18 protein-coding genes are annotated in these 23,415 nt (G+C 72.2%); 6 read left to right on the plus strand and 12 right to left on the minus strand.

Annotated elements, in window-relative coordinates; genetic code table 11:
* Positions 1–3 precede the first annotated feature (3 nt).
* Entirely contained in the window at positions 4–2,295 is a 2,292-nt protein-coding gene (locus tag AAH991_RS01205; protein ID WP_346223596.1) for a polysaccharide lyase 8 family protein, read from the minus strand.
* Between the two features lie 115 nt (positions 2,296–2,410).
* Here AAH991_RS01205 and AAH991_RS01210 point away from each other — a divergent pair, with 115 nt between their 5' ends.
* Positions 2,411–3,217 carry a hypothetical protein gene (locus AAH991_RS01210; RefSeq protein ID WP_346223597.1) on the plus strand — a complete coding sequence of 269 codons (807 nt, stop codon included), beginning with the start codon at positions 2,411–2,413 and terminating at the stop codon, positions 3,215–3,217.
* Here the strand turns inward: AAH991_RS01210 and AAH991_RS01215 are convergent.
* The 9 genes from AAH991_RS01215 to AAH991_RS01255 form a co-directional block, all read right to left on the minus strand.
* Positions 3,133–4,059: a glycosyltransferase family 2 protein gene (locus tag AAH991_RS01215; protein ID WP_346223598.1), complete on the minus strand. Its 927-nt coding sequence runs from the start codon at positions 4,057–4,059 to the stop codon at positions 3,133–3,135. The two genes, AAH991_RS01210 and AAH991_RS01215, sit on opposite strands and share 85 nt — an antisense overlap.
* Positions 4,060–4,117: 58 nt before the next feature.
* Positions 4,118–5,380 carry a glycosyltransferase family 4 protein gene (locus AAH991_RS01220; protein ID WP_346223599.1) on the minus strand — a complete coding sequence of 421 codons (1,263 nt, stop codon included), beginning with the start codon at positions 5,378–5,380 and terminating at the stop codon, positions 4,118–4,120.
* Entirely contained in the window at positions 5,377–6,654 is a 1,278-nt protein-coding gene (locus AAH991_RS01225) for an MATE family efflux transporter (RefSeq protein ID WP_346223600.1), read from the minus strand. Before AAH991_RS01225 ends, AAH991_RS01220 begins: the two co-directional genes overlap by 4 nt.
* Positions 6,642–7,397, minus strand: coding sequence for an NTP transferase domain-containing protein (locus AAH991_RS01230; protein ID WP_346223601.1), 756 nt, complete (start codon positions 7,395–7,397; stop codon positions 6,642–6,644). Before AAH991_RS01230 ends, AAH991_RS01225 begins: the two co-directional genes overlap by 13 nt.
* Positions 7,387–8,049 (minus strand): HAD family hydrolase, encoded by a 663-nt coding sequence (locus tag AAH991_RS01235; protein WP_346223602.1) that lies wholly within the window; start codon positions 8,047–8,049, stop codon positions 7,387–7,389. The genes AAH991_RS01230 and AAH991_RS01235 overlap by 11 nt, the downstream gene beginning before the upstream one ends.
* A complete protein-coding gene (locus AAH991_RS01240; protein ID WP_346223603.1) occupies positions 8,046–9,269 on the minus strand; it encodes a 2-phospho-L-lactate transferase CofD family protein in 1,224 nt (407 codons plus the stop codon). Before AAH991_RS01240 ends, AAH991_RS01235 begins: the two co-directional genes overlap by 4 nt.
* Positions 9,266–10,063: a glycosyltransferase family 2 protein gene (locus AAH991_RS01245; protein WP_346223604.1), complete on the minus strand. Its 798-nt coding sequence runs from the start codon at positions 10,061–10,063 to the stop codon at positions 9,266–9,268. Before AAH991_RS01245 ends, AAH991_RS01240 begins: the two co-directional genes overlap by 4 nt.
* A gap of 8 nt (positions 10,064–10,071) precedes the next feature.
* Complete coding sequence (locus AAH991_RS01250) at positions 10,072–10,719, minus strand: hypothetical protein (protein WP_346223605.1); 648 nt, start codon at positions 10,717–10,719, stop codon at positions 10,072–10,074.
* A gap of 390 nt (positions 10,720–11,109) precedes the next feature.
* On the minus strand, positions 11,110–11,601 hold the full coding sequence (locus AAH991_RS01255) for an NUDIX hydrolase (RefSeq protein WP_346223606.1): 492 nt from the start codon (positions 11,599–11,601) through the stop codon (positions 11,110–11,112).
* A gap of 466 nt (positions 11,602–12,067) precedes the next feature.
* Here AAH991_RS01255 and AAH991_RS01260 point away from each other — a divergent pair, with 466 nt between their 5' ends.
* The 3 genes from AAH991_RS01260 to AAH991_RS01270 are packed head-to-tail and all read left to right on the plus strand — an operon-like array spanning position 12,068 to position 15,629.
* On the plus strand, positions 12,068–13,732 hold the full coding sequence (locus AAH991_RS01260) for an extracellular solute-binding protein (RefSeq protein ID WP_346223607.1): 1,665 nt from the start codon (positions 12,068–12,070) through the stop codon (positions 13,730–13,732).
* A complete protein-coding gene (locus tag AAH991_RS01265) occupies positions 13,729–14,721 on the plus strand; it encodes an ABC transporter permease (RefSeq protein WP_428833912.1) in 993 nt (330 codons plus the stop codon). Before AAH991_RS01260 ends, AAH991_RS01265 begins: the two co-directional genes overlap by 4 nt.
* The gene (locus tag AAH991_RS01270) at positions 14,718–15,629 is read left to right on the plus strand and encodes a carbohydrate ABC transporter permease (protein ID WP_346223608.1); all 912 of its coding nucleotides are present in this window, start codon (positions 14,718–14,720) and stop codon (positions 15,627–15,629) included. The genes AAH991_RS01265 and AAH991_RS01270 overlap by 4 nt, the downstream gene beginning before the upstream one ends.
* 61 nt (positions 15,630–15,690) lie before the next feature.
* Here AAH991_RS01270 and AAH991_RS01275 read toward each other — a convergent pair whose 3' ends face one another.
* The gene (locus tag AAH991_RS01275) at positions 15,691–16,671 is read right to left on the minus strand and encodes a LacI family DNA-binding transcriptional regulator (protein WP_346223609.1); all 981 of its coding nucleotides are present in this window, start codon (positions 16,669–16,671) and stop codon (positions 15,691–15,693) included.
* 431 nt (positions 16,672–17,102) lie between these two features.
* Here AAH991_RS01275 and AAH991_RS01280 point away from each other — a divergent pair, with 431 nt between their 5' ends.
* Positions 17,103–19,253, plus strand: a complete 2,151-nt coding sequence (locus AAH991_RS01280; RefSeq protein WP_346223610.1) for a cellulase family glycosylhydrolase — start codon at positions 17,103–17,105, stop codon at positions 19,251–19,253.
* A 51-nt stretch (positions 19,254–19,304) separates the two neighbouring features.
* Here AAH991_RS01280 and AAH991_RS01285 read toward each other — a convergent pair whose 3' ends face one another.
* Positions 19,305–21,446 (minus strand): glycosyl hydrolase family 95 catalytic domain-containing protein, encoded by a 2,142-nt coding sequence (locus tag AAH991_RS01285; RefSeq protein ID WP_346223611.1) that lies wholly within the window; start codon positions 21,444–21,446, stop codon positions 19,305–19,307.
* A 56-nt stretch (positions 21,447–21,502) separates the two neighbouring features.
* On the opposite strand from AAH991_RS01285, the gene AAH991_RS01290 reads away from it, so the two are divergent.
* Positions 21,503–23,410, plus strand: coding sequence for a beta-galactosidase (locus AAH991_RS01290; protein ID WP_346223612.1), 1,908 nt, complete (start codon positions 21,503–21,505; stop codon positions 23,408–23,410).
* Positions 23,411–23,415 lie beyond the last annotated feature (5 nt).

Raw genomic sequence — 23,415 nt, forward strand, 5'->3', positions numbered from 1 at the left:
CGCTCACGCCACCGAAGCCCTCAGCCGTACGGTCACCGTGCAGGAGGCGCCCTCCCTATCGGCCAGTGCGCCGAATGTGAGCGTGAGCCGGGCGCCGGTCTCCGCGCGGTCCAGGAGCGGGTGCCCGCGCGTGACCGCGGCCACCGGGCGGTCCCATGTCACGGTCAGCCCGTCCAGCTCGCGCCGGGGATCGGCCACGGTAACCGTGGCCGTGCCGTCGCCGAGATCGCGCACGAGGACCGCGCACGGATCGGAGGCCGCCAGTCCTCCGGCGCGTCCATCCGTCCAGAAGTTCACCGCGGTGACACCCAGCGACGGGACCTCGATCCCCTGCTGGGCGGAGGTGTTGGCGAGCACCCGGGCCCAGCCGGCATCGGCGGCGCGGGCGGCGGTCGCGGCCCGGCCCGCCCCCGGCATGAGGTGGTAGACGTAACCGGCCGCGTCCGGGTCCACGCCGTGGTCCAGCCACAGTGTCGCGTAGGCCCTGGTGACCCCCGTGGCCGTGCGGTCCTCGCGCAGCGTGCGCAGCGACTGCCCGGCGGGCACGACGTAGCCGCCGTGGTCCTCCAGGTGCGCCCACCCCGTGCCGGAGGTGAGCCGGGCGCCGGTCCTGCGGTTGTCCACGACGGTCTCGACCGGCACGCCGTCCCGGCAGGTGATGCCCGCGCCGAGGCAGACCACGGCGTCGTCGAGGAAGAACCACGACTTGAACGCCTCCAGTGTGCTCTCCAGGCCGAACAGGTGCTGGCCCACGGCGGCGTACACGCCGTCGGTCGCGCCGCCCACCCACCTGGCCGGCGGGCAGGTGTCGCCCCACTCGCCGCCGGCGCCGCCGGGCAGGCGCCGCGTGGAGACCGTCGTGCCCGGCAGCCGGTACGGGTCCACGGTGGGCCAGAAGGCGTCGGAGTAGTGGTCGCCGTGCCCGCGCGCCCACCAGTAGAGCATTCCGGAGCCGGTGTGCCAGCCGCGCAGGTTCTCGCCGTTGCCGTGCTCGTAGTGCGCGACGCGGGAGGACGCCATGCTCAGCGCCGCGCACCATCCGGAGGCGCGGTGGACGGCGCGGGCGCTCATGGGGAACAGGCGGTGCCCGGCGGGCTCGGCGGCGGCCGGGACCGTCGCGTCGCCCAGCACGGCCGACAGCCGCGCGTGGAACGCCAGGTCGCTCGCCTCGGCCGCCCCCTCGGCCGCCTCCAGCATCGGTTTCACGGTGTCCCGCACGGCCCAGCCCTTGACCATGGCCCGCCATCGGGCCCGCTCGGCCTCCGGGGCGGTCTCGGCCAGCAGCAGGACCGCCGCGGCGATCTCCCTGCCCCTCCGGTGGTCGCCGAACGCGCGCCTGTCGACGCCGCGTCCGCGTACGAGGTCCATGCACGCGCCGTCGTGGACGAAGGGGGCGAACGCCCGGTCCACGGCGTCGAGGACGGTGCGCGCCGCCGGGTCGGTGATCTCCCACGGTGTGCCGCGCAGCACCGCGAACAGCGTCGCGAGGCCGGTCAGCAGCACCGCGCCGTACCCGCCCTGGTAGGGGACCGACCCGTGCTGGACGAAGGAGCCGTCCCGGTAGAAACCGTCGCCCTCGGTGACGTACCGGAAGACCGGGGAGAGCGCGGCGGCCGCGAGCGCGGCCCGGCCGGGGTCCGCGCCCGCGATCGCCCGCAGCAGCGTCACCGTGCACAGGTCGACCCGGTTCGCCCCGGTGCTGTTGCCCACGTAGTCGTCCAGGCGGCTCTCCGGGACGAACGTGTCCACCGCCTCGCACAGCGCCGCGCCCTGCGTGTCCGTGAGGTGCGGGGCGGCGAGCACGGCGGCGTCGAGCAGCGACCTCGGCGTCCCGATCTGCCAGTCCCACCAGTTGCCGGTCTGCTCGGCGTCCGCGGCGTACACGTGCCGCACGTAGTGCTCGATCCCCGCGCCGACCGCCGTGCCGAGGCCCGGCTCCGCGGTCAGCCCGGTCCCCGGCAGCGCGTACGCGCGGGCCATGGCCCGCAGCCGCGCCGGGGTGGCGCCGAGGGAGGGGAAGGGGAGGTCCGGCCAGAGGGATCCCGCGGTGGGCGCCATGGCGTCGCGGTGCCGGCGCGCCTGCGCGCCCAGCCGCGCCAGCCGGGTCCGGTACGGCTCCCGCGCCGGATCGAACATGCCCGGGTGGCCGAGCGCGCTCTCCCGCCAGCGGCGGCGCAGCAGGGCGAAGGCTCCGGCGTGGGTCTCCTCGCGGCTGTCCTTGGGGGGAGCGCACGCCGCGAGCAGCGCGGCGAGCCCGCTGAACTGGAGAAATAATCGCCGGGAAGGTCCTTTCACGTGTAGATTATCCGCGCGATCCGGCCCTTTCATCGATCTTCGGCACCCCTCTTATGGGAGCGCTCCCAGTTGCCGTACCTTACGAGTGCCCTGTCACCGGGAAAAGGAGCGCGTCGTGCGACGACTGTTACCCGCGGCCTGTCTGGCCCTGCTGCTGCCGCTGACGGCGGCCCCGGCCGCCTCCGCGTCTCCCGGGCCGGATCGCGGGCCGGGTCACGGGCCGGGTCACGGGCCGGGGACCTGCGCGAAGGGCGGCACGCTGTTCTGCGAGGACTTCCAGTCGCTGCCGGTCGGCGGCGCGGCCAGCCTCGGGTGGGGCGTCGACACCAAGCACGGCACACTCACCGTGGAGCACGCCGAACGCGGCCAGAAGGTGCTGCACGTCCACACCGAGGGCAACGGGCGCGCCTTCCTCAAGGTGGACGACTTCGCCCCGCCCGGCAACGGCTTCTACGGCCGCGTCCGGCTGCGCGTCAAGGCGTTTCCCACCGCGCCCGACTGGGCCCACTACACGCTCATCGAGGCCACCGGCGCGGGCCCGGAGATCGTCCGGCCGCTCGGCGGCCAGTACGTCCCCACCCTGCGCAAGGACCTGTGGGGAGTCGGCGCGGACGGCGGCCCCACGGGCGACTGGACCAACTGGCGCGAGTCGGCCCCCTCCCGGGCCGGGGTGTGGCAGTGCGTCGAGTGGCGGATGGACCCCGCGGACAACACGATCTCGGTCTGGTTCGACGGCGTGGCCCAGCCCGACCTCACCGTCTCCACCCGCGCCCACGGCGGCAACGACGTCGACTTCGTCTTCCCCCGCTTCGACACCGTCAAGATCGGCTGGCAGCTCTACCAGCCGAACCCCTCACCGGCGGCGTACGACCTGTGGCTCGACGACATCGCGCTGAGCACCGGCCGCGTGGGCTGCGCCTGACGTCTCACGCGGTCTCGGCAGACCGGCCCCCGCTGCCGCCGTACGAACCCGACCAGCTCCGGATCGGCGAGGACGAACCCGGCGACGAACACGCCGGGAACGACCGGCAGCAGGGGGTGGAACAGCCCGAACGGCAGGCTCAGCAGCACCAGCCCCAGGCCCGCCAGGGCCAGGGCGCAGGAGAGGATGCCCCCCGGGCTGTTGGCGTGCTCCGGCTTGGCCGCGCCGCGCCGGGTGGTGGTCAGCGCGAGCGGGATCAGCGGCAGGGCCCGCCGCCACTGCTCGGTCAGGATCGGCAGCAGGCGGCTGCCGTCGTCGTGACGGCCGACGACCGTGTCGGTCAGCACGATCCGGCTGCGTACGGCGAGCCTGCTGCTGTATTCGACGTCCTCGCAGTCGCGCAGCCGCTCGTCGAGCCTGCCCGCGGCGAGCACCACGTCGCGGCGGATGGCGGCCAGGGCGAACACGACGCTGTTGACCTCCCCGAGATGGCGGCGGCGCCAGTGCACGGCGTGCAGGATGCGATACCACTCGACCGGCCCGTCGTCGATGAGCGGCACGGTGTCGTAGACCCCGTGGACGCAGCCGACCTCGGGGTCGTGCTCCAGCAGCTCCGTCGCGTTCGCGACGGCGTCGGGCCGCAGCGCGACGTCGGAGTCGAGGAAGAAGATCACATCCCCCGTGGTGGCGTCGATCCCGGCGTTCCTGGCGGCCGACACGCCCCGGTTCTCCGGCAGACGGACGACCCGGCAGCCCAGCTCCTCGGCGATCTCCGCCGAGCCGTCGGTGCTCGCGTCGTCGACCACGACGATCTCGTCGGGCACGCGTGTCTGCGCCAGCACCGACTCCAGGCACAACCGCAGGTCCTGGCCGCGTTGTAGCAGGGCACGACGAGCGAGATCATCGCGCCGTCCCCGAGAGCACCTTCGCGTAGACGGCGAGCGTCTCCTCCGCGGCGCGGCTCCAGCTCAGCGTCTCCCGCACCAGCCGCTCGCCCCGCGAGGCGAGCGCCCGGCGCAGGTCCGCGTCCGTCATCACCTCGATCACCCCGCCGGCGATGTCGCCGGGGTCGGCCGCCCGCACGAACCGTACGGCGGGCTCCGCGGGATCGCCGAGGAAGATCCTGGAGAAGCCGTCGCCCAGGATCACCGGCCGCGCCAGGGCCATCGCCTCGGTCGCCACCAGTCCGAACGGCTCGAAGAGCGAGGGGAAGACGCAGGCGTCGGCCATCGCGTAGTACTCCCGCAGCTCCTGCCCCGACACCCAGCCGCCGGAGGTCAGCACCCGGTCGCCGAGCCCCGCCTCGGCGGTGATCCGCGCGACGCCGGCCTCGTCGCCTTCGCCCACGATCACCAGGCGCAGGTCCGGCACCGCCGCGCGGATGCGGGGCATGGCCTCGAGCAACTGGTAGATCCCCTTCTGCCGTTCGATCCGCCCGACGAACAGCAGCACCCGGTCCCCCTCGGCGATGCCGAGCCGGGCGCGCAGGTCCAACGCGCCGAGGCGCAGCTTGCCGTGGTCGAACGCGGGGTCGGCGACCACCCGCTCGTACGTGCCGCCCAGGCGGACGACGTCGATCGGTGAGCGGTCCCAGCCCGCCCTCAGCAGTTGCTCGCGCACCTCCGGTGTGGCGACCACGACCCGCCGGGAGATCCGCGCGAGCCACCTCTCCAGCGCGGCGAACAGGTTGAGCGGGTCGGCGATGCTGCGCTGCGGGGCAACGCCGTATTCGGTGGTGTGGACGTGGAACACGACCGGAAGGCGCAGCAGGTAGTGGCAGAGCAGGCCGCACAGGAAGTTCGTCGAGTCGTGGACGGCGACGAGATCGGGCCGCCGGCCGGGGCGCAGCCGCCGCAGGAGCAGGAAGTAGCGCCAGTTGCTCACCACGACGGTCAGCGCGAGCAGGAGGAACTCCACGCCGCGGGTGCGGTTGAGCCGCCTGCGGCGGGCGATCGCCCCGACCAGCAGCCCGAGCAGCCGCCCGCGCGGACGGTAGACCGTGATGCCGCCGGTCCGCTCCCACACCGGCAGGCGGCCGTCGTTCACGGTGAGGACCGCCATCTCGTGGCGCCGGGACAGGTGCGGCGCGATCAGCTCGGCGTACCGGCCGAGCCCCGCCGTGATGTTGGGCGGGAACTGGTTGATGACGTGGGCGATCCTCACCCGCGCACCTCCAATGCAGGCCGGTAGAGCCGGGCGGAGACGGCCGTCACGACGGCCACGAGGACGAGATTGCTCAGGGCGAAGGCCACCAGGCCGCCGGCCAGCCCCTGCCAGGCGATCAGCGCAGCCTGACAGGCGAGCGCGAGCGGGGTCCCGGCCAGCAGGCAGCCGATGAGCACCCTGGCGCCCCGCACGCCGTCCATGGTCAGCGCGACCTGCTGGAGGTTGAAGACCGTGTGCGCGCCGATCCCGATCGCCGACAGCGCCATCAGGCCGAGCGAGTACGGATACTCGCCCCCCACCAGCAGGAAGAACACCGTGCTCGCCGCGAACGCGAACACCGCGGTCGCGGCGAACACGGCCGGGGCGAGCCGGGCGATGCGCCGCATCACGGCGGGCTTGTCGGACGTCGCCAGCGTGGGCAGCAGCACCAGGCCGACGCCGTCGGTGAACACCACGCCGAGCAGCCGTTTGGGGAAGCCGTTGTAAACGGAGTAGACCCCGACGCCGGCCCGGGGCGCCCAGTGGTTGAGGAAGATGACGTCGACCCCGAAGACCACCGCCGTGAGCGCGCCGATGACGGTGACGTACGCGCCGTGCCGGTAGATCGAGCGGGCCAGCGCCCGCGACCAGGCCCGCGGCGCGACCTCGAACCCGGCGAAGGACAGCAGGGCGAAGACCAGGTTGGTGCCGATCAGCGCGACCAGGTAGGGCTCGGCGTCCCGCAGGCCGAGGACCAGCAGGAAGAACGCGGCCCCGCCCAGATAGGCGACGGCCACGGCGAGCTTGAGCCCGGCGACGAGGCGGAACCTCTTCAGCCCGCGCAGGAAGCTCTCGGTGAGCTGGTTGAGCGTCATCGACAGCGCCAGCGCCAGGGCGAAGGCCAGCGTGCGGGTGTCCACGCCGAGCACGCCGGTCAGCAAGGGAGCGGCCAGCATCCCCACGGCGAACACCGCCGCGCCCAGCACGAGCGTGCACGACAACGCCGTCGTCACCAGCTCCGTCCTCAGCCGGGCCGGCCGCGCGGCGGACTCGGCCCGCGGCAGCTCCTGGAACATGACGGAGTTGAGGCTCATCAGCATGCCGACCGTGACGATCAGCGCGATCGACAGGACGACGGTGAAGTGGCCGAACGCCGCGGCGCCCACCCCTCGTGCGATGACGAGCGTGGTGGCGGCGGCCGTGCCGCTGGCCACGGTGCTCACCAGCGTGGGCCCCGCGGCCCAGCGGTGGGCGGCCAGGAGCCCGGCCGCCCGATCCGTCAGCGCGCCCACCGCTGGTGTGCCCGCCGGGCGAACGCGAGGTCGTCGGCCGTGTTGACGCCGCGCGCCTCGTCGGGGTCGGTCACCGGCACCACCGTCAGCGGCCAGCCCCGCTCCCGCGACAGGTAGGGCAGGAACGGCAGGAAGTTGACCTCTCCGGTGCGGGCGCCGGGGGCCGCCTCGTCGAGGTAGCGCGTCCACGCCTCGTGGAGCCCTTCCGTGCTCAGGCAGAACACGCCCACGTCGCTGAGCCCGCCGGGGCGGCACTCGTCGCCCTCCCGCGACTGGCGCACCCGCAGCAGCGTCCCGTCGTCGTCCAGTTCGTACTCCACGTACGGGTCGGGCATCGGCACCAGCGGGATCGTGAGCCCCTTCTCGTGCGCCTCGACGACACGGCCGGCCGTCACCGGCGACAGGCCCGCCTGGTCGCCCCAGACGACGAGGATCGTGCCGTGGGCGTCCCAGTGCGGGGCGGCGCCGAAGATCGCGCCGCCCATGCCGGTGGGCCTTCCCTGGACGCTCACCGAGACCGCGCCGCTCTCGATCCGCCCGGCCGCCAGCGCGCGGAACGGCCCCTCGCCCTCGGGCGACATCACGACGTGGATGTGCTCCACGAGCGGCCGCAGCCGCTCGTGGAGCACATGCCACACGGTGACGCCGTCGGCGATCTCCACCATGATCTTGGGGATGCCGAGGCCCAGGCGGGTCCCCCGCCCGGCCGCCGGGATCACCGCGCACACGCGTTCAGCCGGCACCGCACACCTCCGGGTCCAGGAGAGACACGAGCTGTTCCAGGTCGCGCACGGCGACCGCCCCCGGAGCGGGCTCGGCGACGTGGACGTGCAGGGTCGGCAGGCCCGCGCCGACCGCCGACGCCACTCCGTGCGAGGAGTCCTCCAGGACCACCGCCGCGCCGGGGTCGAGGCCCCAGTGGTCGCACGCGTACGCGTAGAACGCCGGGTCGGGCTTGCTCGCCGGGACGTCGTCGCTGGTGAGCACGCCCCGGAAGTACGCATTCAGGGAGGAGGCCGCGAGCACCCGCTCGACCGACGCCCGGCTGCCGCTGGTGACGAGGTACGCGTCGCGGCCCCCGGCGACGAGGTGGCCGAGCAGCCGCCGCGCGCCGGGGAACACGGCCACCGCGCCGGCCCGCTCGCGGTACAGCCGCTGCTTCAGCCCGGCCAGCCGGGACGCCTCCCCGGTGTCGCCCAGCAGGCGCACCGCCACTTCGCGGGTGCTCGCGCCCGCGTGGTCGGCGTACCGGAAGGAGGCGAGGAGATCGGGCGCGACCTCGGCGATGGCCTGCCGGAAGGCCGCCTCGTGGGCGGGACAGGAGTCCACGAGCGTGCCGTCGAGGTCGAACAGCCAGACGCGCCGGGCGCACGCGTCCGCCAGGAGAGCCGTCATCGGACCCGCGCCAAGGCCGCCTCGTCCCTGACCGCCTCGTCCCTGATGGCGAGCAGGGCCCCGGCCGTACGCTCCGCGTGGTGCACGCCCGGCCGGTCGGGGTGTGTCAGGTCGGCGGTGACCCAGCGGGCCCCCGCCCACTCGCCGCGATCGAGGATCTCCTCCGGCACCGCGGGAGCGTCCGGGCCCGGCGTGCGATGGCTGAGCACGTGGGTCACCAGCCGCCGCTCGTTGCGGGGGTCGCCGAGGTGGGCCAGTGTGCGGTCCACGAGGTCGGGCGCGGTCAGCCCCCGGCTGTCGTGGTCCTCGCGGGTGTTGACGACGAACACCTTGGCCGCCGCCCGGCTCCGCGCGACGGCGTCCGCCACGCCCGGCGTCAGATAACTCGGCAGCAGCGAGGAGTGCGGGGTGCCCGGGCCGTAGACGACGAGGTCGGCCTCGCGGATCGCCTCGAGCGCCCGCGGGTTCGGCGTCACCTCGGCGCGCTCGCGGCCCAGGATCCGCCTGGTCCACTCGGGCGGCAGCGCCTCCAGCTCGGCCCGCCGCCGCGCGCCGACCGGCTCGCGCAGCAGGAACAGGTCGGTGATCGTGCCCGGGTCCTGCGGCGCGACGATGTCGGCCTCGTCGGCCAGCAGTCCGCCGTCCTTCCTGAGCGCGGTCAGGAAGGCGTTCTCCCCGTTGGTCACGTTGAGCAGCCGTACGGGTGAGCCGAACGTGCGGACGCAGGCGTCTATGGCGGCGTTGAAGTCCCGGCCGAGCCGCAGGTAGGCCCCGGCGAACACGAGGTTGCCGAGCGCGCAGTCGGCGAGGTCGAGGCCGTGCGGATGGGCCGCGAGCCGCCGGGCGAACACGCGCAGGTCCGCCGTGAGGGCCTCGCGGGCCGCCTCGGGCAACGCGGCGAACCGGCCGCGCCGCAGGGCGATCGCCTCGATGACGGCGGTGAGCCCGGCGGGCGTCGTCCCGGCCGGCAGGCGGTGTTCGACGACGGCCGCCAGCGCGGCCTGCGCCGGGTCGGCGGAATCGAGGTGGAGCAGGAGGTTCTTGCGGAAGTCCGACGGCCCCAGCATCCCCGGCAGGTAGCGGCGCAGCGCGCCGGTGGACAGGCCGTTGTCGTAGCCGTTGACGACCAGCGACAGGCCGGCGCCCGGGGTGCCCAGCATGCCCCTCGCGATGCCGGCCGCCCCCCGGCCACCGCTGAACATCGTCACCGCGACGGTCATCGGGCCTCCTCGGCGGCCGCCGCGACCGCCTCCGGCACCCGCTCGTCCGGCTGGGGCGCCGTACGGCGCAGGACGCCCCGGCGCAGCAGCCAGTGGCGCAGGCCGAGGTAGGCGACGAACAGGGCCCGGTCGCGGGCGCCGCGCCAGTATCGCCAGCCGCGGCTGCCGCCGCCGCGTTCCCGGTGCTCGATGGGCACCTCCACCCATTCGTGCCCGAGTTCGGCGACCCGCGCGGTGATCTCGGTCGAGCAGTTCATCCCGCCCGACTCCAGCGGCAGCGCGCGGAAGAGCGGGCCGTACACCACCTTGAAGATCGAGTTGAAGTCGCGGTAGCGCGTCCCGTGCAGCAGGTTGCTGACCGCGCCGCTGGCCGCCGATCCCCAGCGGTACGCCAGGCCGTCGGCCTTCCTGATCCGGGCTCCGGAGAACGCGAGCGCCTCCCCGGCCCGGACGCGCGGCAGGACGCGGTCGAGGTTGGCGATCGGGAACTGGCCGTCGGAGTCCAGCAGCACGACCCAGTCCAGCCGGGTGTGGGCGATGGCGGCCGCGATGGCCGCTCCCGCGCCGCGGTTGCGGTCGAACGTGACCACGACGAGCCGCGGGCATCGCGCCCGCAGCGCGGCCAGGATCTCGCCGGTCCCGTCACCGCTCCCGTCGTCGCAGACGACGATCTCCCAGTCCCCCACGGCAGGGTTGCCGTCCAGGTAGTCCTGCCACTCGCCCACCACCGCCGCGATGGTTTCCGCCTCGTTGTACGCGGGCGCGGCCACGGAGATGTTCACGGCAGTGCTCACGGCAGTGCTCACGGGTCACCTGCCCCCAGCAGGCGGCCGATCCAGCGGTCCAGGGGAAGCAGGTTGACCCCGACGATGACCGGGACGTGCGCGAGCGCGAACACGATCGTCGCGCCGAACGAGATCGGCCCCCCGGTGAACAGGTTGATGTGCGGCGCGTCGATGACCTCGGGGATCTCGACCGGGTTGACGACGAACCACATGAGGTCGAGGAAGCCCGAGAACACGATGAGGACCCCGCTCACCATGATTTTCAGGCAGCGGCCCGGGGTGCCCCCGCCGATGCGGTAGGCGGCGGCGACCGTGAGCACGATGCCCGGATAGAGCAGCAGGTAGAGGTGCGTGTAGAAGCTGTCGCCCTGGGCCCGCGCGCCGTCCCCGTAGTAGAACCAGCTGACGCGCGGGATCAGGTAACCGGTGAAGAAGACGAAGGGGACGTAGAGCAGCCAGTTCAGCCGGGGCGACACCCAGGGGAACACCGCGATCGCCACGCACAGGCAGGCGAACGCGAACAGCTTGGCCACCAGTTCCCAGGGCGAGCCGATCTCCCTGGCGTGCGGCGTGGCCAGCCACACGAAGGCGAAGCCGGCCGCCCCGACCGCCAGGGCCATCCACCACAGATGGGGCGCCCAGGGGCGGGAGCCGGCGCGGACCATGTCCGCCGAAACATTTCCGTCGATCTGCGGCCCGGACGGAGGACTTTTGCCGAATGCCGTCATGAAGACGCGGCACCTTCCTTCCAACGTGCCCCGTGGGCAGGCGTGCCGGATGGCGCTGCGGAGATAGCAGCCGATGGCGCGGGAGCGCTCCCACGCATTATGTCATCTACATCCGGAATTGCGGCCGCAATATCAGATATTGAGTCACAGGCAGCGATATTTACGCCATATCCGCTGGTCAGCGCCGGTTCAGAGCAGAGAGGAGATACTCGCAGGTAATTGAATATTGCGCCATTCGCGGCGTTACGGTCACTGTCAATCCCGTTTGCGAGCGCATGTCAATTTCGGGCAGTCCCATTTTCGGTCCGCCCTTGATCGACCCGCATCTCAGCCGAAAAGGGCTTCCCGGGCCAGCCGGCCCAGGAGGATGTCCAGCTTCTGGACCCGGCCCGTCATCGGGGTCGTGCCGTCCCACCATCCGATCGCGGCGATCTCGTCGTTGGGCGCGAACCCGTCATGCGGTCCCGCGACGCGGAGGGCGTACACGGCGGCGTACTCCGCGCGCCGCTCGGGCCCCAGCACGAACCGTGCGTACCCCGCGAACGTGAGGCCCTCGGCCCGCAGCCCGGACTCCTCGCGCAGTTCCCGTACGGCCGCCTGCCGGGGCGTCTCGCCGGGATCGATCAGGCCGCCCGGCAGCTCCCAGCACTGCCGGTAGCGGTTGAAGACGAGGAGCAGCCGGTCCAGGTGCGCGTGCCGGTGCCAGGCGGCGACCAGCGCGAGCGGCGTCGGAGCGTCGGAGAACATCGCCCGCTCCGCCACCCGGTGGAACGTGGTCAGCTCGTTTCCCGCCTCGTCCGCCGCCATCGCACCGCTCACGCCCACTCCTCGTGTTCGGAAAACGCCTCGCTCACGAGCTTTCAGGAGGCGGAGGCGGCCAGTCCCACGGTCTGCAGCATGGCCGAATCGCCCTTGGTGGTCGAGCCCACCGAGAAGATCGTTGCCGTCGTACATCGGCACGTCCTCCGGAAGCGTGAACATCTTGTCCAGCAGCGTGGGCTTCGGGCGCGGACTGCGCGGCGAGCACCGCCAGCACGAGGGCCGCGTCCACGACGGGCGGGGGAAGGTCCCGGAACCGGCTCCGCAACCGGCCCTCAGGGACGAGAGTGACACAGCGCAGCAGTATCGCCGGCCCGGCGGATCGGCGGATCGCCCGTACGAGCGATTCCGGGGACGGCGTGAACGTTTCATGAAACCTTGTCGCCACCCCCGTGAACCGGTTAATTTGTTTGGTCACCTGACGAACTAACTGCGTCGAGGAACCTTTTCCGGAAGGATCGCACCAATGAGCCAACCCCCCGGCGGCCCCCTGACCAGCCGCCGCGGATTCCTCGGGATCGTCGGCGCGGGCGCGCTCGCCGCCGCCGGCCTCACCGGCTGCGCGGCCAAGAAGGAGCTGCCCAAGGGCACCGCCGTCGCCGCCGACAAGCTCAAGGGCCTCGTGCCCACCCGGGTGCCGTTCCAGGTGCCGGGCCTGTCGCCCGACCTGCCGGGCGCCGAATTCGTCGAACCCGGCTTCCTGTCCAGGCCGGGCACGATGGTCCGGGCCGTCACCGCCAAGCCGATGACCAGCGGCACGGAGGTGAAGGTGATGACCCCGCTGTGGGGCACCGTTCCCCCCGGCCTCGGCGAGAACTCCTACTTCGACGCCGTCAACGAGCGGCTCGGCGGGGTCGTCCGGTTCAACATCTCGGACGGCAACACCTACGTCGACAAGCTGAACACCCTCCTCGCCAGCGGCGACGTGCCCGACCTGATCCAGATTCCGGGCTGGAACCTGATCACCATCGCCCATTTCACCGAGGCGGCCAACAAGCTCTTCGCCGACCTGTCGCCCTACCTGGCGGGCGACAAGGCCAAGGAGTTCCCGCTGCTGGCCAACTACGACACCGCCGCCTGGTCGTACGGCGTGTTCGGCGGCGTCCTGCAGGGCATCCCGTGGCAGAACGCGCCCTACCCGTTCGCCACGATCATTCGCCAGGACATCCTCGACGAGTTCGGCCTGTCCCACCCCAAGAGCGCCGACGACCTGCTCACGCTGGGCAAGGAGCTGACCGACCCGAAGAAGAAGCGCTGGGCGTTCGGCGGCATGGACCAGGAGATCCAGCGGGCGTTCGGCGCCCCGCGCGAGTGGCGCAAGCAGCCCGACGGCACGCTGATCTACAAGTACGAGACGCCCGAGTGGCTGCAGTCCATCGAGTTCAATACCAAGCTGTTCGAGGCCGGGTACGTCCACCCGGACGTCGTGGCCAACCAGTTCGCCGACCACAAGGAGCCCTTCGGCGCCGGACAGCTCGTCATGTACAAGGACGGGATCGGCGCCATCCACGAGCTGTTCGGGCGGTTCCTGCCCAGCAACCCGAAGTTCGATGTGCGGGCGGTGGACCCCTACCCGGCCCACCCGGGCGGCAAGGTCATCGTGTGGCGCAACGAGCCCGCCGGCATGTTCTGCTTCATCAAGAAGGACCTCGGCGACGCCCGCACCCGCGAGCTGATCGGCATCGCCAACTGGTGCTCCGCGCCGTACGGCACCCAGGAGTTCGACCTGGTCAACAACGGCGTCGAGGGCAAGCACTTCACGCTGAAGGACGGGCAGGTCCAGCAGACCGCGCTCGGCCGCAAGGAGTTCGCCCCGACGTACATGTTCCTGTCCGGACGGCCCGGCGCGATCACCGAGAACCAGTATCCCGGCTACGTCGAGGCGTACCACGGCTGGCAGGTCACGGCCTCGCAGTACCTGGAGAACGACCCGTTCGTCGGCATCCGGGTCGAGGTGCCCTCCAAGATGGCGGGTCTGGTCAAGCCGACCGAGGACAAGATGAACGAGATCTTCCGCGGCAAGCGGCCGATCTCCGAGTGGGCCCAGATCGTCAAGGACTGGCAGGAGCAGGGCGGCAACGAGGCCCGCGAGTTCTACATGAAGGTCGCCAGGGAGAACGGCCGGCTGTGAGCGCCGACGCGGACACGAGGAGTGTGACGGAGGCCCGGCCCGGGACGGCCCAGGCCGGGCCGGCCGTCGCACGACGAAGCGCCTTCGGGGACCGGCTGCGCCGGGACTGGCCGCTGCTGGTCATGGCCACGCCGATGCTGGTGCTGGTCACCGGCTTCTGGTGGATCCCGGCGCTGGGGAACGTCATCGCCTTCCAGGACTACAACCCGTTCACCGGCGGCATCCTGGGCAGCCCGATCATCGGGTTCACCAACTTCGCCCAGCTGTTCGGCGACCCGCAGTTCATCCGCGCGGTGGTGAACACGCTGGGCATCACCGCGTTCCAGCTCGTCTTCTACTTCCCGGTGCCGATCGCGCTCGCGCTGCTGCTCAACAGCGTGGTCTCCGGGCGGCTGCGGGCCCTCGTCCAGGGCATCGTCTACCTGCCCCATTTCTTCTCGTGGGTGCTGGTGGTCGCGATCTTCCAGCAGATGTTCGGCGGCGCCGGGCTGATCGCGCAGATCCTGCGCGACCACGGGCACTCCGGGATCGACTGGATGACGAACTCCGACACGTTCATCCTGCTGGTCACCGCGGAGACGGTCTGGAAGGACGCCGGGTGGGGCACGATCGTGTTCCTCGCCGCGCTCAGCACGATCGACCCCAACCTGTACGAGGCCGCCGCGGTCGACGGGGCCCGCCGGTGGCGCCGGATGTGGCACATCACGCTGCCGGGGCTGCGGCCGGTCATCGTGCTGCTGCTGATCCTGCGGCTCGGCGACGCGCTCAACGTCGGCTTCGAGCAGTTCATGCTGCAGCGCAGCGCGGTCGGCAGCAAGGTGTCGGAGGTCTTCGACACCTTCGTCTACTGGTCCGGCCTGCGCACCGGAGACCTGGGGTACGGCGCGGCGGCCGGCCTGTTCAAGGGCTTGGTCGGGCTGGTGCTCATCCTGGCGGCCAACCGGGTGGCGCACGCGCTGGGCGAGCGGGGGGTGTACTCGCGATCATGAGCAGGAAGAAGGTCTCCGGGCTCGCGCCCTGGGAGGAGCCGGGATCGCTCGCGGGCCGGGTCGGCAAGGGCGGCGCGCTGGCGCTCATCGTGCTCGCCGTGCTGCTGCCGCTCTACACGATCGTGCTGACCAGCCTGTCGTCGGCCGAGACGGTGAACCGGGTGGGCGGCCTGGTGCTGGTGCCGGACGGCATCACGCTCGACGCGTACCGCCAGATCTTCTCCGACAGCGTGGTCAGCCGCGCGGTGCTGGTCAGCACCGGCGTCACCGTCGTGGGCACGGCGGTCAGCCTCGCCGTCAGCGTCCTCGGGGCGTACGCGCTGTCGCGGCCGGGGTCGCTGTTCCACCGGCCGATACTGTTCTGCGTCCTGCTGATGTTCGTGTTCTTCCCCGGGCTGATCCCGACCTACCTGATGGTCGCCTCGCTCGGGCTGAAGGACACGTACTGGTCGCTGATCCTGCCGTCGGCCGTGTCGGCGTTCAACATCGTCGTGCTGCGGGCGTTCTTCATGAACATCCCGCACGAGCTGCTCGACAGCGCCCGCATCGACGGCGCCGGGGAGTTCCGCATCCTGTGGCGGATCGTGCTGCCGCTGTCGAAGGCGGTCACGGCGGTCATCGGCTTGTTCTACGCGGTCGGCTATTGGAACGCGTGGTTCAACGCGACGCTGTTCATCGACGACACCCGCAAGTGGCCGCTCGCGCTGATCCTGCGGCAGTACGTCGTGGACTCCAACCCCCTGCCGACCGCCACCGTGGGCGTCAGCGGCTTCGGGCACGTCGCGCCCCCCACGCTGGCCATCAAGATGGCCATCGTCGCCATCGCCGTGCTGCCCGCCCTCCTCATCTACCCGTTCGTGCAGCGGCACTTCACCAAGGGCGTGATCATCGGCGCCATCAAGGGCTGAGCCCTTCCTCCGACCGACGCCCCGCCGCGCCTCCCACCGGCGGGGCGTCGCCACGCTCGGGTCAGTGATCCGCCGGCCGGGCGGTGCTCCGCCGGACGGTGAGGGTGGTGGCCAGTTCGAGACCGACCTGCGGCGTCGGCTCGCCGCGCCCCAGGGCGAGCGCCAGTTCGGTGGCGGCCGCCGCCATCTCGGCGAGCGGCTGGTGGACGGTGGTCAGCGGCGGATCGACCAGGGCGGCCACGGGCAGGTCGTCGAAGCCGACCACGCTCAGGTCCGCCGGAATCCGCAGTCCCAGCTCCCGCGCGGCCTCGTAGACGCCGAGCGCCTGCAGGTCGTTGCAGGCGAAGACCGCCGTGGGAGGGTCCGCTCGGTCCAGCAGGGCGAGCGCGGCGGTCCGGCCGTCCTGCCTGGTGAGGTCGGCACGCACCACGAGGTCCGGGTCCATCGCGAGCCCGGCGGCCTCCAGGGCGGAGCGGTAGCCGTCCAGTCTGGCCCGGCAGCACAGGACCCCGTCCGGTCCGGAGATCATGCCGATGCGGCGGTGGCCCAGCCCGATCAGGTGGCGGGTGGCGGACCGGCCGCCCGCCCAGTTCGTCGCGCCGACGAAGGGGACGCCGTCCGGCAGCTCGGTCGTGGGGTCGAAGACCACGAAGGGGATGTCGTTGGCGCGTAGCCTGTCGCGCTGCTCCTCCGTCAACTGGGCCACGGTCACGACGCAGGCGGGGCGGCGGGCCAGCGTGTCGTCGATCGGGTGGTCCCCCGTGTCACGCCGCGGACCGAACTCCGTCAGCACGACCCCTACGCGGTGCTCGCGAGCCACCCGCTCGACCCCGCGGATGATCTCGATCCCCCACAGGTCCTCCAGCTGTCCGAAGACGAGTTCCAGTAGGTTCCTGCGGTTGCTTTTGCGGTACCCGTACTCGTGGATGAGCGCCTCGACGCGGGCGCGGGTGTCCGCCGACACGCCGGAACGGCCGTTGACGACCTTGGACACCGTGGGGATCGACACCCCGGCGGTCTCGGCGATGTAGGAGATGGTCACGGGCCGCGCCGGATCGCCTTTCGGGCGTTCCCGGCCGGCAACGGGTCCGTCCGGCCCGGCATACGACAACTCGGTCCCCCTCCTTGCCGGCCCGGCGCCGCGTCCTGCCGTCCCGCCCGTCGAACGTCGCGGGCGCGCTCACGGCGAAAGGATAACCCGTCGGGCCGCGCCGGTCGCCCGCGTGCGCGACCGCCGGCGCAGTGAAACTTTCAGCCTCGTTTTCCGCTGGTTATCCAACAAATTATCGCCGTCATCGGGCATGTCCCTGCGCGCCCGTTCGAGGCCCATGCGTGAGGCAGTGGCCCTCGACAGATCGGGCTGTTATGTTTCCGGCGAATTATCGGAAAGTTTTCCGGCAAATGAGCCGACTTGTTTCGCAGTCGAGATCGGCCGGCGCAGTCCACGGCTGACGCGCACAAGGGAGAGCAACGGTGAATCTGCACAGGTTACGAAGAGCTCGGCTGCGGGCCGGCGCGATCGCCGGCGTCGTGGTCGCGCTGCTGCTGGCAGGGATTTCGACGGCCGTGGGCGCCCAGGCGGCGGCCGGCTGCCGCGTGGCGTACACCGTCTCGGCCCAGTGGCCCGGCGGGTTCACCGCCAACGTGAACGTGACCAACCTCGGCGACCCGGTCAACGGCTGGCGTCTGGCCTGGACGTTCCCGTCCGGGCAGCGGGTGACCCAGGCGTGGAGCAGTACGATCACCGCGTCGGGCGCGCAGGTCACCGCCGTGAACGAAAGCTGGAACGCGGCCATCGCGACCGGCGCGACGGTCTCCTTCGGCTTCAACGGGTCGTGGTCGGGCGCCAACACCGCGCCGGACACCTTCACGCTCAACGGCGTCGCGTGCACCGGGAGCGCCGGGCCCTCGCCGTCGGCCAGTCCGTCGCGGTCCCCCAGCCCTTCGCCGTCGGCCGGCCCGTCGCGATCCCCCTCGCCGTCTCCCTCGCCCAGCCCGTCGCCGTCTCCCTCGCCGTCGGCGTCTCCGCAGCCGGGCGACGCGATGGCCAGGGTGGCCGCCATGCAGCCCGGCTGGAACCTGGGCAACACCTTCGACGCGATCCCCGACGAGACCTCATGGGGCAACCCGACGACGACCCAGGCCATGCTGCACTACGTGCGGTCCCAGGGATACAACAGCATCCGCATCCCGATCACCTGGAGCAACCACCACGGCCCGGCGCCGGACTACACCCTCGACGCCGCCTGGCTGAGCCGCGTCCGCCAGGTGGTCGACTGGTCGCTCGCCGAGGGCTTCCACGTGATGATCAACATGCATCACGACTCCTGGCAGTGGATCAACGGATACCCCGGTGACCGCACGACCGTGATGAACCGGTACGACGCGCTGTGGCGGCAGCTCGCCGGCACGTTCCGTGACTACTCCCAGAAGCTGGTGTTCGAAAGCGTCAACGAGCCGCAGTTCACCGGCACCTCGGGCGACAGCGAGAGCGACCAGGTGCTGAACGAGCTCAACACCGCGTTCGTCCGCCTTGTGCGCGCGTCCGGCGGCGGCAACGCCACCCGGCTGCTCGTCCTGCCCACCCTGTACACGAGCTCCGAGCAGGCCCGGCTGGACGCGTTGGCGGGCACCTTCGACCAACTGCACGACCCCAACCTCGCCGCGACGGTGCACTTCTACGGCTGGTGGCCGTTCAGCGCCAACATCGCCGGCGGCACCCGCTACGACAGCAACGTCGAAAGCGACCTGGTCAGCGGCTTCGACCGGGTGTACGACACGTTCGTGTCCCGCGGGATCCCCGTGATCGTCGGAGAGTGGGCGCTGCTCGCCTACGACTACACCCGGCCCGGCATCATCGAACGCGGCGAGTTCCTGAAGTTCATCGAGGCCGTCGGCTACAACGCCCGCATCCGCAAGCTCACCACCATGCTCTGGGACGCGGGCTCGTTCCTGGACCGCAACGAGCTGCGATGGCGGGACCAGGGCATCTACGAGATGATGAAGGCCAGCTGGACCATGCGATCCGGCACGGCCTCCTCCGATCAGGTGTATCTCCCACGCAGTGGCACGATCACCGCCAAGACGCTCACGCTCAACCTCAACGGCACCTCGTTCCAGGGCCTGCGACAGGGCAGCGCCACCCTCGCCAACGGCGCGGACTACACCGTGTCCGGCAACACGCTGACCCTCACCGCGGCGGCCCTCACCCGGCTGGCCGGAAACCGGGCCTACGGCGTGAACGCCACCATCGAGGCCCGCTTCTCCCAGGGCGCACCCTGGCAGATCAGCGTCATCACCTCCGACCCGCCGACCCAGGCCGCCGCCACCGGCACGACCTCCTCGTTCTCCATCCCCACTCAGTTCCGCGGCGACCAGCTCGCCACGATGGAGGCCAAGTACGCCGACGGCAGCCCCGCGGGACCGGCCAACTGGACCTCGTACAAGGAGTTCTGGGCGTCCTTCCAGCCCGACTACACCGCGAACACCATCATCCTGAAACCCGAGTTCTTCAACGAGGTGAACGACGGCCGCGTGACCCTCACCTTCCACTTCTGGAGCGGCACGAAGATCACCTACTACATCACCAAGTCCGGCACCACGGTGACCGGTGGCACCACCTGACGAGCGACGTACCGGTGTCGCGGCCGCACCGGCCGCGGCACCCGTACGTCGTCAGCGGCGGGTCTCGGGGGTGGTGACGGTGAGGCGGCGGGAGGCGGCGCCGGACAGGACGGCTTCGACGCCCTCGGGAGACCAGGTCAGGCGCTCGACGACGACGCCGCGCCGGGCGCGCAGGCCGCGCACCTCGCCGGACGGCCAGGGGCAGGCCGGGAGCAGGTCGAGGCGGTCGCCCTCCGACCGGACGAGCATCGCGGCGACCAGCGCGGGGACCCCGCCGCACACGTCCACGTTGAAGATGGCGTCGCGGTTGTGGGTGGAGACCATGTTGGCCCGCCAGTAACGGGTGACCAGCAGGTCGAGGGCCTGCGAGGCCTCCGTCGTCATGCCGAGGTTCGCGGCGGCCAGGCCCAGCTGGACCAGCCCGAAGGCCATCTCGTCCGACTCCGCTCCGCGCCACCATTCCAGCCGCCGGCGTACGGCCTCGGCCCCCGCGGCGCGCAGGGCCGGGTCGGCCGCCTCACCGGTGTCGTACCAGAACGGGTAGAGGTGCGAGGCGTGCCGGTGGGCGTGGTTGTCCTCCAGCGTGAGACCGGGTGGCGGCGCCCACTCCGACAACTCGCCCGTGGGCGCGATCCGGTACGCCGGCAGGCGGTCGCGCAGGGCCTGCCACCGGTGCGCGCCGAGCGACAGCTCCCCGTGCGCCCGGACGAGGTTGCGCAGCAGGTCGCGTACGGCGGCGATGTCCATCGTGGCGTTGACGCACGCCTGGGCGTCGCCGCCGGAAGGGGCGTTCTCCGGCGAGTAGGACGGCGCGAAGTTCCCGTGCTCGTCCAGGAAGTCCTCGTAGAACTCGGCCGCCTCGGTCATGAACGGCAGCGCACGGTCCCGGAGGAAGCCGAGGTCGCCCGTGTGGTCGTAGTAGTCGTAGTAGAGCCGCGACAGCCAGGCCGCCCCCGCCGTCCAGAAGGTCAGGCACCACGTGGGACCGAAGTGGTTGTGCCTGCCGTGGGTCGAGACGTGGGCCGGTACGAGGATCCCCCGGCAGCCGTACAGCCCGCGGGCGTTGTCCCGGAAGTCGGGCAGGAGACGTTCGAGCAGGTCGAAGACCGGGAGCAGGAGCTCGGGCGTGCCGGTGGCGAGCAGCCCGGCGACCGCCGCCTGCAGGTTGCCGTCGAGGGTGTAGCCGGACTGCCACGGCGGCCGGAACGTCCCGCTCCACACGCCCTGCAGAGTCGGCGGCAGCTCCCCCACGCTGGAGACGATCGCGTACCTCGCCGCCGCGAAGACGGCCTCGACCAGCTCGGGCCCGCCGCGCGCGAGCAGGTCCTCGCTCGCGGGGCGCGCGTCGCGGCCGCCGAGGCGGAGGCGTACGCGTCCGGCCAGGTCGCCGTGGATCGCGGCGTGGTCCCGCAGGAGCCGGGCGGCGTCGGGGACGATCCGGTCCAGCGGGTACGGCTCGGCCGGGGCGGGGTGGACGACGGTCCGGGCGAGGATCGTGACCTCCCGCGCGCCGTGCACCTCCAGCACGCCGCCGCCCGCCCGCAGGCGGCCGCCCGCGGCGTGGACACGGCACTCGACGGTGTATCCCGTGACGGCCCGCCGTCGGGAGAAGTCGCCGGTCAGCTCCAGCCGGTCGGGGGCGGCCAGTGCCGCGTACGTGACCGGGGCGGGGGGTTCCCCGGCGACCGGCGCGAGCGCGAGGGTCCCCGAGACCTCGCCCAGGAGGCGGATCACCACGACGTCGCGGGCGCGGGAGACGAAGACCTCCTGCCTGAGGACCCCGGGCCATTCCTGCGTCACCAGCCCGGTCGTGAAGTCGCAGCTCCGCCCGTAGCCCTCCGGCGCCGTCCCGTGTGTGTAGGTCAGCGTGCCCGCGCCGATCAGCGGGTCGACCCAGCGCAGGTCGGCGTAGCCGGGATCCTGTTCGACGGCCACCTCCGTCACCCGCTCGGCCGCCCGCCGGAACTCCCCCGCGTGGAGCAGCGCGCGCAGCTCCGGCAGGATCCGGGCGGTGTGCGGCGGGTCGATCGGCGGCAGCGTGGGCAGGAACAGCCGCTCGTGCGACAGCGTGACCCGCATCTCGGGGCCCGCGCCGTAGACCAGGGCGCCCTGCCGGCCGTTCCCGCTGATCAGCGCGTGCTCCCAGTCACCCGTACGGGTGCGCGAGACGAAGCCGTTGACTCCTTGATCCACCCGAATTAGTTTGGCATCCGGCCTAAAGAAGGGCCAGCCTGAAGAAGGGCACGTGCATGCCGCTCTGGTACGGCGGGGACTACAACCCGGAGCAGTGGCCCGAGGAGGTCTGGGCCGAGGACGTCGCGCTCATGCGCCGGGCCGGAGTCACCCTCGTGACCGTGGGCGTCTTCTCCTGGGCACGGCTGGAGCCGTCCGAGGGCCGGCACACCTTCGGCTGGCTCGACCGCGTGCTCGGGCTGCTCGCCGAGGGCGGGATCCGGGTGGACCTCGCCGTCCCGACGGCCTCTCCCCCGCCGTGGTTCTCCCTGGCGCACCCCGACGCCCTGACCGTCACCCGGGACGGCGTACGGCTCACGCACGGCAGCCGCGACACCTACTGCGTGAGCGCCCCGGCCTACCGCGAGGCGTCGCTGCGGATCACCCGCGCCCTCGCCGAGCGCTACCGTGACCACCCCGCGCTGGCGATGTGGCACGTGCACAACGAGTACGGCACGCCCTGCCACTGCGACCACGCCGCGGCGGCGTTCCGGGCCTGGCTGCGGGAACGGTACGGCGACCTCGACGCGCTCAACGACGCGTGGACGACGGCGTTCTGGGGCCAGCACTACTCGGACTGGGCGCAGATCACCCCGCCCCGGGCGACGCAGTATCTCCAGAACCCCGCGCAGGCGCTCGACTTCCGCAGGTTCGTCTCCGACGAGATGCTCGCCCACTTCCGCGAGCAGCGCGACCTGCTGCGCGGCCTGACCCCCGGCGTGCCCGTCACCACCAACTACGTGCTGGCCGGCTGGGCCTCGGTCGACCACTGGAAGTGGTCCCGCGAGGTCGACCTCGTCGCCGTCGACCACTATCCCGCGGGGCAGGGCATGGCGGCGGCCGAGCAGAGCGCCTTCGCCGCCGACCTGGCCAGGTCGTGGGCGGGCGGGCGGCCCTGGCTGCTCATGGAGCAGGCCACGGGGTACGTGACGGGCCCCCGCATGGCGGCCAAGGAGCCCGGGGAGATCGCCAGGCACAGCCTGCAGCACGTCGCCCGCGGCTCGACGGGCGCGCTGTTCTTCCAGTGGCGGGCCTCCCGCGGCGGCGCCGAGCAGTGGCACCCGGGCATGGTCCCGCACGCGGGCCCGGACTCACGCGTCTTCCGCGAGGTCTGCGCCCTGGGCGAGGCGCTGCGCCGGATCCCCGCACCACCCGGCGGGCCCCTCGTCGAGGCGGAGGCCGCGATCCTGTGGGACGAGGAGGCGTGGTGGGCCGTCCAGGGGCCCGGCCTGCCGTCCACCGAGATCGACTACCTCGCGGCGGTCGAGCAGGCCCACCGGGTGCTGTGGCGGCAGGGCGTGACCGCCTGCTTCGCCCATCCGTCGCACGATCTGCCGGCGTACCGGGCCGTCCTCGTGCCGAGCCTCTACCTCGTCTCCGACGAGGCCGCCGGCAACCTCGCGGCGTACGTCGAGGGCGGCGGCACGCTCGTCGTGTCGCACTTCAGCGGGATCGCCGACGAGCACACCCGGGTGCGGACGGGCGGCTACCCGGGGGCGTTGCGCGAGGTCCTCGGCATCCGCGTGGAGGAATTCCGCCCGCTCGCCGACGAGGTGGAGCTGCCGGAACTCGGCCGCGCGACGGTGTGGAGCGAGGTCGTCCACCTGGCCGGGGCCGAGGCGGTCGCCCGCTACCCCGGCGGCGGGCCCGCGGTCACCCGCCACCGCTACGGCGGCGGCACGGCCTGGTACGTCTCGACGCGGCTCGACGACCCCGGTTACGCCCGGCTGCTGGCCGCCGCCGGCCTGGCGGGCGGCGGCGTCCCCGGCGTCGAGATCGTGCGGCGGCGCGATCACGTCTTCGCCCTCAACCACACGGGGGACGAGCAGCCCGTGCCGATCGACGGCACCGATCTGATCACGGGCAGGCCCGTCACCGGCGTCCTGCGACCCGGGCAGTGCGTCGTGGTGCGGAGCGCGCGGTAGGCCGG

This window comes from Microbispora sp. ZYX-F-249 (genome assembly GCF_039649665.1).
Lineage (GTDB): Bacteria > Actinomycetota > Actinomycetes > Streptosporangiales > Streptosporangiaceae > Microbispora > Microbispora maris.

Coding starts and splice junctions, on each gene's coding strand:
- AAH991_RS01250 (WP_346223605.1), bottom strand. CDS start 10,719: ATGGTCCGCGCCGGCTCCCGCCCCTGGGCGCCCCATCTGTGGTGGATG.
- AAH991_RS01240 (WP_346223603.1), bottom strand. CDS start 9,269: ATGACCGTCGCGGTGACGATGTTCAGCGGTGGCCGGGGGGCGGCCGGC.
- AAH991_RS01260 (WP_346223607.1), top strand. CDS start 12,068: ATGAGCCAACCCCCCGGCGGCCCCCTGACCAGCCGCCGCGGATTCCTC.
- AAH991_RS01235 (WP_346223602.1), bottom strand. CDS start 8,049: ATGACGGCTCTCCTGGCGGACGCGTGCGCCCGGCGCGTCTGGCTGTTC.
- AAH991_RS01290 (WP_346223612.1), top strand. CDS start 21,503: ATGCCGCTCTGGTACGGCGGGGACTACAACCCGGAGCAGTGGCCCGAG.
- AAH991_RS01270 (WP_346223608.1), top strand. CDS start 14,718: ATGAGCAGGAAGAAGGTCTCCGGGCTCGCGCCCTGGGAGGAGCCGGGA.